14 protein-coding genes are annotated in these 12,816 nt (G+C 65.1%); 5 read left to right on the forward strand and 9 right to left on the reverse strand.

The window, feature by feature from the left end; genetic code table 11:
- Nucleotides 1-329 precede the first annotated feature (329 nt).
- From G6P99_RS28080 to sigJ, 3 genes are read left to right on the forward strand one after another with little or no spacing between them, the layout of a single operon-like run.
- On the forward strand, nucleotides 330-719 hold the full coding sequence (locus tag G6P99_RS28080) for a hypothetical protein (protein ID WP_063618950.1): 390 nt from the start codon (nucleotides 330-332) through the stop codon (nucleotides 717-719).
- Nucleotides 712-1,257 (forward strand): hypothetical protein, encoded by a 546-nt coding sequence (locus tag G6P99_RS28085; RefSeq protein WP_029081781.1) that lies wholly within the window; start codon nucleotides 712-714, stop codon nucleotides 1,255-1,257. The genes G6P99_RS28080 and G6P99_RS28085 overlap by 8 nt, the downstream gene beginning before the upstream one ends.
- On the forward strand, nucleotides 1,235-2,119 hold the full coding sequence (gene sigJ, locus G6P99_RS28090) for an RNA polymerase sigma factor SigJ (RefSeq protein WP_165124132.1): 885 nt from the start codon (nucleotides 1,235-1,237) through the stop codon (nucleotides 2,117-2,119). Before G6P99_RS28085 ends, sigJ begins: the two co-directional genes overlap by 23 nt.
- A gap of 7 nt (nucleotides 2,120-2,126) precedes the next feature.
- Here the strand turns inward: sigJ and G6P99_RS28095 are convergent, their stop codons facing one another.
- From G6P99_RS28095 to G6P99_RS28125, 7 genes are all read right to left on the reverse strand, one after another.
- On the reverse strand, nucleotides 2,127-3,083 hold the full coding sequence (locus G6P99_RS28095; protein WP_029081783.1) for a 2-hydroxyacid dehydrogenase: 957 nt from the start codon (nucleotides 3,081-3,083) through the stop codon (nucleotides 2,127-2,129).
- 198 nt (nucleotides 3,084-3,281) lie between these two features.
- Nucleotides 3,282-3,974 (reverse strand): 50S ribosomal protein L1, encoded by a 693-nt coding sequence (gene rplA, locus G6P99_RS28100; protein WP_029081784.1) that lies wholly within the window; start codon nucleotides 3,972-3,974, stop codon nucleotides 3,282-3,284.
- Nucleotides 3,975-3,980: 6 nt separating this feature from the next.
- A complete protein-coding gene (rplK, locus tag G6P99_RS28105) occupies nucleotides 3,981-4,409 on the reverse strand; it encodes a 50S ribosomal protein L11 (protein WP_008136439.1) in 429 nt (142 codons plus the stop codon).
- Between the two features lie 130 nt (nucleotides 4,410-4,539).
- A complete protein-coding gene (gene nusG / locus G6P99_RS28110; RefSeq protein WP_021081670.1) occupies nucleotides 4,540-5,073 on the reverse strand; it encodes a transcription termination/antitermination protein NusG in 534 nt (177 codons plus the stop codon).
- A 20-nt stretch (nucleotides 5,074-5,093) separates the two neighbouring features.
- Entirely contained in the window at nucleotides 5,094-5,285 is a 192-nt protein-coding gene (gene secE / locus G6P99_RS28115; protein ID WP_028335448.1) for a preprotein translocase subunit SecE, read from the reverse strand.
- Between the two features lie 372 nt (nucleotides 5,286-5,657).
- On the reverse strand, nucleotides 5,658-6,995 hold the full coding sequence (locus G6P99_RS28120) for an ATP-binding protein (protein WP_165124135.1): 1,338 nt from the start codon (nucleotides 6,993-6,995) through the stop codon (nucleotides 5,658-5,660).
- Nucleotides 6,995-7,741, reverse strand: coding sequence for a response regulator (locus tag G6P99_RS28125; RefSeq protein WP_051346365.1), 747 nt, complete (start codon nucleotides 7,739-7,741; stop codon nucleotides 6,995-6,997). Before G6P99_RS28125 ends, G6P99_RS28120 begins: the two co-directional genes overlap by 1 nt.
- Nucleotides 7,742-7,946: 205 nt before the next feature.
- On the opposite strand from G6P99_RS28125, the gene G6P99_RS28130 reads away from it, so the two are divergent.
- Nucleotides 7,947-8,855 (forward strand): DUF3313 domain-containing protein, encoded by a 909-nt coding sequence (locus tag G6P99_RS28130; RefSeq protein WP_029081787.1) that lies wholly within the window; start codon nucleotides 7,947-7,949, stop codon nucleotides 8,853-8,855.
- 53 nt (nucleotides 8,856-8,908) lie between these two features.
- Here the strand turns inward: G6P99_RS28130 and G6P99_RS28135 are convergent, their stop codons facing one another.
- Nucleotides 8,909-10,522, reverse strand: a complete 1,614-nt coding sequence (locus G6P99_RS28135) for an acyl-CoA synthetase (protein WP_029081788.1) — start codon at nucleotides 10,520-10,522, stop codon at nucleotides 8,909-8,911.
- A gap of 53 nt (nucleotides 10,523-10,575) precedes the next feature.
- Complete coding sequence (locus G6P99_RS28140; protein ID WP_029081789.1) at nucleotides 10,576-11,340, reverse strand: FadR/GntR family transcriptional regulator; 765 nt, start codon at nucleotides 11,338-11,340, stop codon at nucleotides 10,576-10,578.
- 201 nt (nucleotides 11,341-11,541) lie between these two features.
- On the opposite strand from G6P99_RS28140, the gene G6P99_RS28145 reads away from it, so the two are divergent.
- The gene (locus G6P99_RS28145; RefSeq protein WP_029081790.1) at nucleotides 11,542-12,747 is read left to right on the forward strand and encodes an ABC transporter substrate-binding protein; all 1,206 of its coding nucleotides are present in this window, start codon (nucleotides 11,542-11,544) and stop codon (nucleotides 12,745-12,747) included.
- Nucleotides 12,748-12,816 lie beyond the last annotated feature (69 nt).

Raw genomic sequence — 12,816 nt, forward strand, 5'->3', positions numbered from 1 at the left:
GCGCCTGCAGTCTTGGACAGGATCGGGCTATCGGCCGAGGCCGAACGCCCTGCTCTCATTCCGTTGGAGGCGACGGGTTTCCTTCCTTTCGAGCATCCTTGCGGGCATGCGGAAAGGAATGATCTCCTATCACCTCAGGTTTTCGGAATGCGAGCACGGACCTGCCAGCAAGTGCCAGCACGCCCGGAAGGCGCTATGTAGCTGGTCCTGCCTCACTTGCCAAGAGCAAAATTCAGACCAGTTCACCGATCTGTCCCGGCCCAGCGAAAATTTCTCCTACACAACGTCACATGACGGCGGTGTGGCTCGTCTGGGCGCTGGAGGCTCGCATGAAACGATGGATTGCAGGAATTCTCGCCCTCTTCAACCTCGGCAATGGGCTGGCGATGCTGTCAGCCGGTTCCATCTGGTGGTCGCTGGTTCCCGGCGCCGCCGATACCGGCCCCTTCAACCCCCATTTGGTTCAGGACGTCGGCATCGCTTTCCTGGCAGCCGGGCTCGGTCTCGCCGCACGAGCCTGGCGGCCGGCCTGGTGGCCCGCAGCGGTCGCGGGCGCCGCGTTCCTGGCGGGCCATGGCCTGCTGCATCTTGCGATGATCGCCGGCGGCCATGACCGCCATGCCGCGTCCGACCTGATCGCGGTGATCCTGCCCGCGGCCCTCGCACTCTATTCCGCCCTGCCAAGCCCGAGAGAACAATCAGGAGAACACCATGCGTAGTTTCATCGCGCGCCGTATGCTGCGCGCCTATTCCAAGCGCTACGGTTACGACACCAGCTATCTCGAGATGATGCTGAAGCAATCGCCGACGTCATTCTTCACGTTCGCCGGCGCGATGAAGGCCGCAGCCTGCCGCGAGGTTGCGCCCGTCGAAGCCTGCTTCGCCGCCAAGCTCACCGGCGCGCTGGCCGAAGATTGCGGTCCCTGCGCGCAGCTGGTCGCCGACATGGCGATCGAGGCCGGGATGGCGGAGCGGCAGATCACGGCCGTGCTCAGGCGCGACGTTGACGCGATGTCGGCGGACACCGCGCTCGGCTTCCGCTTCGCGGATGCGATCGTGCAGCGTTCCACGGAGGATGACGCCTGCCGCGACGCGGTTCGCGCGCGCTGGGGCGAAAAAGGCGTGATCGACCTCGCCATGGCCCTGCAAATCGGACGTATCTTCCCCATGATGAAGTTGGCGCTAGGCTATGCTAGGGAGTGTCGCCGCGTGACCGTGGCCGGCCATCAGATCGATGTCATCAAGCAGGCCGCCTGAATCCGACCCGCTCGGCCCGTATCGGGCGCGGCTGACCGGGCTCGCCTATCGCATGCTCGGCAGCCGCAGCGACGCCGACGACGTGGTGCAGGACGCCTGGCTGCGCTTCGCCGCGGCCGACGGCGTTCACAATCCCGAGGCGTTCCTCGTCACGGTGGTGACCCGGCTCTGCCTCGACCGGCTGAAGAGCGCCCGCGCCCAGCGCGAGGTCTATGTCGGCGCATGGCTGCCCGAGCCGGTGTTCGACGAGAGCCTGTCGGCTGAAGCAGCGACCGAACTTGCCGACGATCTCTCCTTCGCCCTGATGCTTGCGCTCGACACCTTGTCACCGCTCGAGCGCGCCGCGTTCCTGCTGCACGACGTGTTCGACCGGCCGTTTGCGGAAGTCGCGCGCACGCTCGAGCGCAGCGAGGTGGCTTGCCGGCAGCTCGCGGCGCGCGCCCGGCGGACCGTGCGCGACAGCCGCCCTGACCCGGCGGCTCCGCCCGAGGGCCACGCAAGATTGCTGACGGCATTCTGCCAGGCCGCAGCCAGCGGCGACGTCTCCGCTCTGGCCGATCTGCTGCGCGAGGATGCGATCGCGATCACCGATGGCGGCGGCCGCAAGCTGGCGGCGCTGAACCCGATCAAGGGAGCCGAGAAGATCGTCCGCTTCATCATCGGCATTGCCGGCAAGAATGCCGGCAGCGAGGTCCGTGTCGAGCCGATGGTGGTCAACGGCAGCGCAGGCGCGCTGGTCCTGCTCGATGGCGAGATCGACCACACGCTCAGCCTGGCGATCGACGCCGCAACCAACCGGATCGCGGCGATCTACGTCGTCCGCAACCCCGACAAGCTGCGCCACGCGCCGCGCCGGAATTGACCGCCGGTCAGGACGCCGACGGCACCGGATAAGCGAGCGGCGTGCCGGCGAAGAACGCCTCGAGATTGGCGAGCACGCAGTCCTGCATCGCCACGTGGGATTCCAGGGTGTGGCCGCCGATATGCGGGGACAGCACGACGTTCGGCAGCGCCGTCAGTTCGTCGGGCGCGTGCGGCTCCCTGGCAAACACATCGAGCCCGGCGCCCGCGATGGACTGATCGGCAAGGGCCGCAACCAGCGCCTTCTGGTCGACGACGGAGCCGCGCGAGATATTGACGACGATCCCGCTGCTGCCGAGCCGGCGCAGGATGTCGGCATTGATGGCATGGACCGTATCAGCACCGGCGCGCACCGCGATCATCAGCACGCTGCACCAGTCGGCGAGCGCCTCGAGGCTCGGAAAATGCTGATACGGCACGTCCTGCCGTGACCGGCTGAAATAGCCGACCTCGGTTTCGAACGCGGCAACCCGCGCCGCGATCTTGCGGCCGATCTCGCCGAGGCCGTAGACGCCGACCTTGCGGCCGCGCATGCCGGCCTGCGGCCGCATCATCGGCGACGGCTTGGCGCCGATCCAGTCGCCGCTGCGGACGTAGTTGTCGGCGACCGGCAGGCGGCGGGCCGCCGCCAGCATCAGCGTCACCGCGATATCGGCAACGGAGGCGGCATTGGCGCCGGGGCTGTGGCCGACCGCAATTCCGCGCCTGTCGGCGGCGGCAAGATCGATCCCCTCATATCCGGTGCCGTAGCAGATGATCGCGCCGAGCTTCGGCAGCAGGTCCATCGCCTCACCGCCGAGCGGGGTACCGCCCGCCGTGATCATCGCCCGGATATCGCCAAGCTCCGCCGCCGAAAACACCTCGGTCAGCCGCCTGCCCGCGGCATTCAAAAGCTCGTAGCGCTCACCGAAGCGCACCAGTTCGTTTCTGGGAAAGCGCGAATAGACCAGGACCTTATCGGGCATTGTTGTTGTTTCCTGCGAGAGGCCTCACCCGGAGTCTTTTCCGTTCCGGTTGAATCGGAACGGGCTCTGGATTTTTGTTTTGACGCGTTTTCTTCACGCGAACCGGTATCCACCTCGCTCGAAAACGCTCTGGCAAAACAAAGGGGCGGAACCGGTTGCCCGATCCCGCCCCTCTTTATCTCGTCACGGCCAAAGACCTCAGCCGAGGATCGTGCCCGGCTCGACCTTCACGCCCGGGCCCATGGTGGAGGAGACCGCCACGCGCTGGATGTAGGTGCCCTTGGAACCCGCCGGCTTCGCCTTGGAGACCGCATCCGCGAGCGCCTTGACGTTCTCGACCAGCTTGTCCTCGGAGAACGAGGCCTTGCCGATGCCGGCCTGCACGATGCCGGCCTTTTCGACGCGGAACTCGACCGAGCCGCCCTTGGCGCCCTTCACGGCGTTGGTGACGTCCATGGTCACGGTGCCGATCTTCGGGTTCGGCATCATGCCGCGCGGACCGAGCACCTTACCGAGGCGGCCGACCAGCGGCATCATGTCGGGGGTGGCGATACAGCGGTCGAAATCGATCGCACCGCCCTGCACCTTCTCGACCAGGTCCTCGGCACCGACGACGTCGGCACCGGCGGCCTTGGCTTCCTCAGCCTTGGCACCGCGCGCGAACACGCCGACGCGCAGCGTGCGGCCGGTGCCGTTCGGCAGGTTGACGACGCCGCGGACCATCTGGTCGGCGTGGCGCGGATCGACGCCGAGATTGATCGCGATCTCGATCGTCTCGTCGAATTTCGACTTGGCGCGCTCCTTGACCATCTTGATGGCATCCGCGAGCGGGTAGAGCTTCTCGCGATCGACGCCCTCGCGGGCCTTCTTCAAACGCTTTCCGATTGCCATGGCCCGTTACCCCGCAACTTCCAGACCCATCGAACGGGCAGAGCCCTCGACCATCTTCATGGCCGATTCGATGGTGTCGCAATTCAAGTCCTTCATCTTCTTCTCGGCGATCTCGCGCACCTGCGCCTTGGTCACCTTGCCGGCCTTGTCGCGGCCCGGAGCTTTCGAACCGGACTGGATCTTGGCAGCCTGCTTGAGGAAGAACGACATCGGGGGCGTCTTCATCTCGAAGGTGAACGAACGATCGGCGTAGATCGTGATCACCACCGGGATTGGGGTATTCTTCTCTTCCTTCTGGGTCTGCGCGTTGAACGCCTTGCAGAACTCCATGATGTTGAGACCGCGCTGACCAAGCGCGGGGCCGATCGGGGGCGAAGGATTCGCCGCACCGGCCGGGACCTGAAGCTTCAGGTATCCGGTCACTTTCTTTGCCATTTATCACTCCTGTTGTGCCGGACGGTGCCGGCGGTTTCAGGTTCCGTGGTTCGGTTGAAGGGGCTGGCGACCGCCTCCTCCCTCCCACGGCCTCTCACTTGACGGGGGGCATATACCCCACGCCGTCCGGTCAGACCACCTTTTCGACCTGACCGAATTCCAGTTCCACGGGGGTCGCGCGGCCGAAGATCGACACCGCGACCTTTACGCGCGAGCGCGCCTCGTCGATTTCTTCCACCACGCCGGAGAACGAGGCGAACGGGCCGTCGGCCACGCGCACATTCTCGCCGATTTCGAACGACACCGACGCCTTCGGACGCTCCACGCCCTCCTGCACCTGGTGCAGAATCCGCATCGCCTCGGCTTCCGAAATCGGCATCGGCTTGTTTTCCGCGCCGAGGAAGCCGGTCACCTTCGGGGTGTTCTTGATCAAATGGAACGCCTCGTCGGTCAGCTTCATCTTCACCAGCACATAGCCCGGGAAGAACTTGCGCTCGGCGTCGATCTTGCGGCCGCGGCGCACCTCGGTGACCTTCTCGGTCGGCACCAGAATCTGCTCGAAGAGCTCTTCCAGCCCGCGCTGCTTGGCCTGCTCGCGGATCGATTCCTGAACCTTCTTCTCGAAGTTCGAGTAGGCGTGAACGATGTACCAGCGCTTGTCCATCAATTGGGTTCCCATGCTCATCAGTGGATGCCCAGGATCAGCGTGATCAGATAGCGGATGATCTGATCCGCGGCGAAAAAGAAGACCGAGGCCAGCGCCACCATCACGAACACCATGATGGTGGTGATGGTCGTCTCGCGGCGCGTCGGCCAGGTGACCTTGGCGGTCTCCGAGCGCACTTCCTGCAGGAATTTGAACGGGCTGAAAGCCATCGTGGGATCCGCGTCCGTGACCGGACGATTGTAACGTTTCAAGGAATCCGAACAGCCGACCTTACGGACCCAGCCCTCGTTTGAAGGTTGAGCCGATAAACGAGCTCGAATGTTCGGGGAATTAGGCCGCGCCGGATATCCGCCATCAAAGCGGGCCGGCTGCGAGTGCCGCGTATCTACTGCGGGACCGGCCAAACGTCAAGGTCGGCGAGGTCGCGCCCCACGAGGGCCAAGCGCGGGCCGAGCGGGCATTGATCCCTTCAGTTCAACGGCTTAGCCGGGGCGCCGGGGCACCTCCGGGACTTCCCGCCGGGGATTGGCGCCAAGAAGGAGCCCCTGTCGCGTGCGATAACGCACACCGCCCCGCTTCGTCTAGGCCAGGAGGGACTTCAGCGGCAACAGCATCGATACCCGCAATCCGACCGGCTCCCGCGGCTTCAGTTCGATGCTGCCGCCATGGCGTTTGGCAATATCCTGGGCGATCGACAGTCCCAGCCCAAAGCCGCCGCTATCCTGCCGCGCGCTATCAGCCTTGAAGAAGGGTTCGAACACCTTGTCGCGCAGCGCCGGCGGGATGCCGGGCCCGTCGTCAACCACCTCGATCTCAATCTGGTTCGAGTCCTTGGGACGGAGCGCGACCGCGACCGTGCTGCCGTGCTTGACTGCGTTCTCCACGACATTGGTGACGGCGCGCGACAGGGCGCGAGGCCGACAGGCATAGGGAAGACGCGGAGGCCCGGCGTAGGACACCGCGTGGCCCAAATCGGCGAACTCGGAACAGATGGTCTGCAGAAAGCTCGGCAGATCGATGGGCGAGACTGCCTCCGAGCGCGCATCGTCGCGAAGATACTCCAGCGTCTCGTTGATCATGCGCGTGATCTTGGCGATATCGCCCAGCATGGCCGGGCGCAGAGTATCTTCTCCGACACGCTCGGCGCGCAACCTGAGCCGCGTCAGCGGCGTCCGCAGGTCATGACTGATGGCGGCCAGCATGCGGGTGCGGTCGTCGAGCAGCGCGCGGATCCGGGTGCGCATGTCGTTCAGAGCGTCGGCGACCTGGGCGATTTCAAGCGGACCGCGCCGGCGTAGCGCCTCGGGAGCCCGCGGCGAGCGGCCGAACGAGGTGGCGGCGCTCGCGACTTCGGCCAGCGGCGCGATCACCCAGCGCACGGCATAGACCGACAGCAGCAGCATGGATATCAGCAGGATGATTGCCCCTCCGGCCGCCGGGCGGAGCAGAATGGACCAAAAGCCGCCATTGACCGCGACGTCGGCCATCAACGCGTGGCCGTTGTCGAGCTTCACGACCACCTGTGACGACGAACCTGCCGGATGGCGCAGCTCCTCCAGCAACTCAATTCCAGACTCGGCCGCCAGTTGCCGAAATGCTCTTATGGAAAACGGCCGCGTCTCTCCGGCCGTCCGCGGCACGAGTTCGCTCAAGGCGACGCGCCTGACGTCGAGACCGCCGCGCCTGGCCGCGGCCAGCAGTTCATCCGCGTCGGTTGGTGTCTTCGTGGAACGCAGCAGCTGCGCGACCTCCGAGACCCGCCCCGCAAGAAACTTCTGCGTGTCGTTGATCGAGGGAGAATCGAACAGAAAAATCACGGTCACCGCTGCGAGCGTGATGCCGATCAGTTCCGAGAGCGCGACGAGGCTCATGAGTTGCGCAGCGATGCTGCGCGGCATCAGCCGCTGCGCCCATCCCATCAGATCTGCTCGACCGCAGGCGTGAAGAGGTAACCGCCGAGCCGCACGGTCTTGATCATCGAGCGGTCCTTCGGATCCGGCTCGATCTTCTGCCTGATGCGGCTGATATGAACGTCGACGCTGCGCTCGACCGAGGCGATCAGGCCGCCGAAGGCCTGCTCGATCAGTTGCTCGCGCGACAGCACCTGCCCCGGATTGCGGCAGAACGCCAGCAGCAGATCGAACTCGGCCCCGGTCAGCGTGATGCGGACACCGGCGGGGTCATGCAGTTCGCGGGTGGTGGGGTTGATGCGCCATCCGGCGAAGGTCAAGGGACGCGGCCGCGAGCGCGACGCAGTGCCGCTCTCGACCCGGCGCAACAGTGCGCGGATGCGGGCCACCAGCTCGCGCGAATTGAACGGCTTGGTGACATAGTCGTCGGCGCCGAGTTCGAGGCCGAGGATGCGGTCGATGTCCTCGCTCCGCGCCGTCACCATGATGATGGGAATCGAGGAAGACATGCGCAGGCGCCGGCAGATGCTCAGCCCGTCCTCGCCCGGCAGCATCACGTCGAGCACGATGAGATCGAAGCTCGCGCGCTTGAGCAGCGCATCCATCTCGATGGCCGAACCGACCAGCATCGCTCTGAAGCCGTTGTCCTGGAGGACCTCGGCCAGCATGCGCGCGATATCGGCGTCGTCCTCGACGCAGAGGATGCGCGCGTTGGTGACGGGGAAAGCCACGAGGTCGTATTCCAGGATTTGCATCACGGTATTTTAGAGGCGCCGGCCTCACATGCGCAGCGTGCAAATATAGCGTTTTGTTAAGCCTGCACGTCCAAATGTGGCTCAAATAGGTCGCGCGGTTTCACGGCCTACATCTGACTTAATATCTCTTAATCCCGACCCGGGCGGCCCTGTTCTATCGTGACGTGCGATCGTTCGTGGGGTGAGCGGTCGTTCGAGGGGTGACATGAGATTAGAATTTCAGCCGGGCGTTGCGGCTGATGCGCAGGGCACGGGCCGGGCGTCGCGCGATGGCTTGCGCAATCGGTCATCCTCACTTGCCGGCGCTGCGGTTGCGATGGTGTTGTTGTCGGGCTGCGCCAGCGCTCCTATGACCCGAGGCGGATCATTGGCATCCTACGACAACCTCGCGCAATCCGACGGGCTGCTGGCGAAGTCGCTGGTTCGCGTCAACAAGGACGACGTCCTTGCCGCAAAGACCATCCATATCGTTCCTGCGACCTTCTCACAGGGCGCGTCACCTACGCTGTCGCAAGAGCAGAGGAAGCTGGTGGCCAATGCCATCGATCGTTCGCTCTGCGTCGGCCTGAGCGAGCGGCTTCAGGTCGTTGCGCTCGATCAGCCTGCGGATCTCACCGCATACGCGCGCGTCACGCAGGCGGCGCCCACTGACGAAGTCGCCGCGGGCGCTTCCAAGGTGGTCGGCATCCTGCCGACCGCGCTCGGCGCAGGCGTCCCCGTGCCGGTGCCGCGGTTGCCGGTCGGGCTCGGCAGCCTGACGGTCGAAGCCGAGGTGCGGGATCCGGCCAGTCGCCAGCAGGCGGCGATGATCTGGGCTCGCGGCGCAAATTCATTCACCAGTTCGCCGATGGTCTCGAGTGCCGGTGACGCCTACGAACTCGCTTCCTCGTTCAGTGACGACTTCAGCAAGCTCGTCGTCACCGGAGCTACGCCGTTCGGAAAGCCGCCGGACCTGCCATCGTTCGACAAGATCGGCGCGTCGTTCGGCGGCAAGCCGAAATACGCGGCCTGCGAAGCGTTCGGGCGCAATCCCGGCCTGGTCGGGATGGCCGCCGGCAAGCTCGGATTGCCGCCGGAGTGGTCGGACAAGGGAGCGCCGACGGCTGGCCAGTGATTGCGTTTGCCCTGACGCGCGCCGAAGCTTCGGATCATCCCCCTGCCCGTGTCCTAGCCGGCAAAGCTCTTTTGGACCGCCTGGTCCAGCGTAGCCCCGCCGAGATAGCGCTGGCGCAGCTCGCGCTTGAGCAGCTTGCCGCTCGGGTTCTTCGGCAGGCTGTCGACGAAGATGACCTGCTTCGGCACCTTGAAGTGGGCCATCGACGCCGCGCAATGCTTGATGACGGCCTCGGCCTCGAGGCTCGCGCCGGCCTTGACCACCACGATCGCGGTCACCGCCTCGATCCAGCGCGGATCGGGCAGCCCGACCACCGCCACCTCCGACACCGCAGGCAGCCGGTAGATCATCTCCTCGACCTCGCGGCTCGCGACGTTCTCGCCGCCGCTCTTGATCATGTCCTTCACGCGATCGACGACGGTGATGTAGCCACTGGCATCGACGGTCGCGAGATCGCCGGAATGAAACCAGCCGCCGGCGAACGCCGCTGCGGTCTTGACCGGATCGTTGTAGTAGCCGGACAACAGATGCGGCGAGCGGTGCACGATCTCGCCGACCTCCCCGACCCCGACGTCGGTCATGTCGGAATTCACCACCCGCGTCTCGACATTGATCGCGGGCTTGCCGGCTGATCCCGCCTTCGGCAGCTGGTCCGCCGGCGCCAGCACGGTTGCGAGCGGCGCGATCTCGGTCTGGCCGTAGAAGTTCCAGAACTTCACATCGGGCAGCCGGCGCTGCAATTCGAGCAGCACCTCGACCGGCATGATCGAGGCGCCGTAATAGCCCTTGCGCAGGGTCGACAGATCGGTGCCATCGAACGAAGGCGAGCGCAGCATCGCGATCCAGATCGTCGGCGGCGCGAAGAACGCGTTGATCCTGTGGGCTGAGATCAGCGCCAGGACATTGTCGGGCACCGGCTTGCCGGTAATGAGACTGGTGGCGCCGAGATAGATCGCGGGGCCCAGGAAGACGTCGAGCTGCGCGCAGTGATAGAGCGGCAGCGCATGCAGCACGGTGTCGTCGGTCGTCATGCCGCCGTCGATGATGCAGCTGACATACTGCCACATGACAGCTTCATGGGTGAGGATCGCACCCTTCGGCAGCGACTCGGTGCCGCTGGTGTAGATGATCTGCGCGGGATCGCGGCTGTCGACCGACACGTCCGGTGCCGACGCGTCGCTGTGCAGCAGGCTGTCGAGGGTCGTGATGCCTTCGGGCGCGGTGGCCGGATCCTCCCCCGGCAGCCAGATCAGGGTCTCGACCGCCGAGCCCTTGGCGGCCGCAGCGTGCGCGGTCTCCACGAAATCCGGCCCGACCGCGAGCAGTTTTGCGCCGGAATTGGCGAGGATGAAATTGATCTCGTCCGGATTGAGCATGAAGTTGATCGGCACCAGGATCGCACCGATCCGCGCCACCGCGAAGCGCAGCGCGGCGAAGCCATGCGAGTTGCGCGACAGCACCGCGACCCGGTCGCCCTTCGCGACGCCAAGCGCGAGCAATCCGCGTCCGAGCCGGTTGCAGATCGCGTCCATCTCCGCAAATGTCCAGCTCACCGCGCCGCAGATCAGCGCGGTCTTGTTGGGGTAGCGCTTGGCCGACCGGCGCAGCAGATCGCCGATGCTGTGCTCGCGGGCGCGCTGGATGGTTGCTGCGATGTCTCCGCTCATATGTCCCTCCCGAATGTGCTTGTTGTCGTTGTCTTGGCTTGGCGCCGCTGTCGCTACTGCCGTGCGGCGTAGGCGTGCTCCATGTAGGTGTGCTCGACCGAGCGATCGAGCGAGGCGATCTTTTCGAAGCCGCGCCGCCAGTCCTGCAAATGCCGGCGCGTCCACAGCACGCCGGCCTCCTTGTCGTGCCGCCTGATCGCATCGAGGATGTGGCGATGCGCCTCGACGAGGCGCGCGCCGCCCTCGGGCACGCCGCCGACGATCATCTCGGTGGTCGGAAAGAACAGCTGCGCGGCGGGCTCGCGGGCGAGCTGCAGCACGCGGTTCTGCGAAGCCTTGGCCATCAGCAGGTGGAATTCGGCATCGAGCTCGGCAAGATCAACCGGATTGCCGACCACCGCCGCGCTGCGTTCGAGATTGCCGGCAAGCTCGGCGATGTTCTCGTCGGTCGCGCGCTCCACCGCGCCTTCCACGCTCGCGACCTCCAGCGTCATCGACGTCTCGAACAATTCGCGAAACGTCACCTCGTGCAAGATCAGCGCACGCGACAGCCGGGTGGCGAGCTTGTTGTAGCGCGGCAGGCAGGCCTGCAAGCGTCGGCTGGAATCGCGGCGGATCAGCCCGCCCTCCTCGAGCACGCGAATGCCTTCGCGCACCGTCGAGCGGTTGACGCCAAACTGCGCGACCAGCTGCTGCTCGGTGCCGATCGGCTCGCCCGGCTTGATCCGGCCGTTGATGATCTCGCGTTCGATCGCGTCCGCGACCTTCTGATAGGCCGGCGCGACATCGATGCGCCGGAACAGCGGCGTGGCGGCCATCCTTGGCTCCCTCGGGCTCCCGATTGTCGTTTGTCGGACAAAGGATAGGCGAAGGCATATGGAGCGTCAAATAGGCTTTTCTGCTGTCTGAATGTCGCACCCGGCCGGCAAGAATTGACAGCGGAACCGGGCAAATCTAGCTTTGTCGGACAAACTTATAAGAACACCGAGCCGCTAAGAAAATCTGGGAGGTCCATCATCATGAAATCCATCGTCACGAGTCTGTCTGCCGCCGGCCTGATCGCAGCAGTGCTGGCGGGGCCAGCGCTCGCGCAACAGGCGCCGCTCAAGATCGGCGTGCTCACGGATTTCCAGTCGGTCTATTCGGACATCGGCGGCGCCGGGAATGTCGAGGCCACCAAGATGGCGATCGAGGAGTTCGGCGGCTCGATGTTCGGCAAGCCGATCGAGCTCGTCACCGCCGACGCCCTCAACAAGGCCGACGTCGCCGCCACCATCACCCGCAAATGGTACGAGGCTGAGAATGTCGACATGATCATCGACATGCCGACCTCGGCGACGGCGCTCGCCGGCATGGAGATGTCGAAGCAGTTCGAGAAGATCATGATCGTGACGGACGCGGCGAGCTCCGATATCACCGGCAAGTCCTGCTCGCCCTACACGCTGCATTGGACCTACGACACCTATGCCAACGCCCACACCGTCGGCAGCGCGATCGTGAAGAATGGCGGCGACAGCTGGTTCTTCATCACCGCCGACTACGTCTTCGGCCATTCGATCGAGCGCGACACCGGCGACGTGGTCCGCGCGGCCGGCGGCAAGGTGATCGGAAGCGCCCGTCATCCGCTCAACACGCCGGACTTCTCCTCGTTCCTGCTGCAGGCGCAGTCGTCGAAGGCCAAGATCGTCGGCCTCGCCAATGGCGGCGGCGATACCATCAATGCGATCAAGCAGGCCGCCGAATTCGGCATCGTCGCGGGCGGGCAGAATCTGGCCGGCATCGTGATGTTCATTTCCGACATCCACAGCCTCGGGCTGAAGCTCGCGCAGGGCCTGATCATCACCGAGGCCTACTATTGGGATCTCAACGACCGCACCCGCGCCTTCGGCAAGCGCTTCTTCGAGCGCATGAAGCGGATGCCGACGATGAATCAGGCCGCGACCTACAGCGCCACCCTGCACTACCTCAACGCGGTGAAGGCCGCCGGCACCAAGGAGACCAAGCCGGTGCTGGCGAAGATGCGCGCGACCCCGGTCCGCGACGCCTTCACCGACAACGGCGTGGTGCGCGAGGACGGCCGCATGGTGCACTCGATGTTCCTGTTCGAGGTCAAGAAGCCGGAGGAATCGAAGGCGCCGTGGGATTACTACAAGGTGCTCGCCGAGGTGCCCGGCGACCAGGCGTTCCGGCCGCTGAAGGACGGCGGCTGCCCGCTCATCAAGTGAGTGAAGACAATCATGGCCGGGGTCCGGGACCTCGGCCAACACCTTCAAATGATTAGGGAAAATCTGGCA

This window comes from Bradyrhizobium sp. 6(2017) (assembly GCF_011058295.2).
Taxonomy (GTDB): domain Bacteria; phylum Pseudomonadota; class Alphaproteobacteria; order Rhizobiales; family Xanthobacteraceae; genus Bradyrhizobium; species Bradyrhizobium septentrionale.

Bases quoted from the DNA above. Each gene is read 5' to 3' on its own strand.
- G6P99_RS28145 (WP_029081790.1), top strand. From the start codon at position 11,542: ATGAAATCCATCGTCACGAGTCTGTCTGCCGCCGGCCTGATCGCAGCA.
- G6P99_RS28085 (WP_029081781.1), top strand. From the start codon at position 712: ATGCGTAGTTTCATCGCGCGCCGTATGCTGCGCGCCTATTCCAAGCGC.
- G6P99_RS28095 (WP_029081783.1), bottom strand. From the start codon at position 3,083: ATGCCCGATAAGGTCCTGGTCTATTCGCGCTTTCCCAGAAACGAACTG.
- G6P99_RS28120 (WP_165124135.1), bottom strand. From the start codon at position 6,995: ATGGGATGGGCGCAGCGGCTGATGCCGCGCAGCATCGCTGCGCAACTC.
- sigJ (WP_165124132.1), top strand. From the start codon at position 1,235: ATGTCATCAAGCAGGCCGCCTGAATCCGACCCGCTCGGCCCGTATCGG.
- rplK (WP_008136439.1), bottom strand. From the start codon at position 4,409: ATGGCAAAGAAAGTGACCGGATACCTGAAGCTTCAGGTCCCGGCCGGT.
- G6P99_RS28125 (WP_051346365.1), bottom strand. From the start codon at position 7,741: ATGCAAATCCTGGAATACGACCTCGTGGCTTTCCCCGTCACCAACGCG.
- nusG (WP_021081670.1), bottom strand. From the start codon at position 5,073: ATGGACAAGCGCTGGTACATCGTTCACGCCTACTCGAACTTCGAGAAG.
- rplA (WP_029081784.1), bottom strand. From the start codon at position 3,974: ATGGCAATCGGAAAGCGTTTGAAGAAGGCCCGCGAGGGCGTCGATCGC.
- secE (WP_028335448.1), bottom strand. From the start codon at position 5,285: ATGGCTTTCAGCCCGTTCAAATTCCTGCAGGAAGTGCGCTCGGAGACC.
- G6P99_RS28135 (WP_029081788.1), bottom strand. From the start codon at position 10,522: ATGAGCGGAGACATCGCAGCAACCATCCAGCGCGCCCGCGAGCACAGC.
- G6P99_RS28140 (WP_029081789.1), bottom strand. From the start codon at position 11,340: ATGGCCGCCACGCCGCTGTTCCGGCGCATCGATGTCGCGCCGGCCTAT.
- G6P99_RS28130 (WP_029081787.1), top strand. From the start codon at position 7,947: ATGAGATTAGAATTTCAGCCGGGCGTTGCGGCTGATGCGCAGGGCACG.
- G6P99_RS28080 (WP_063618950.1), top strand. From the start codon at position 330: ATGAAACGATGGATTGCAGGAATTCTCGCCCTCTTCAACCTCGGCAAT.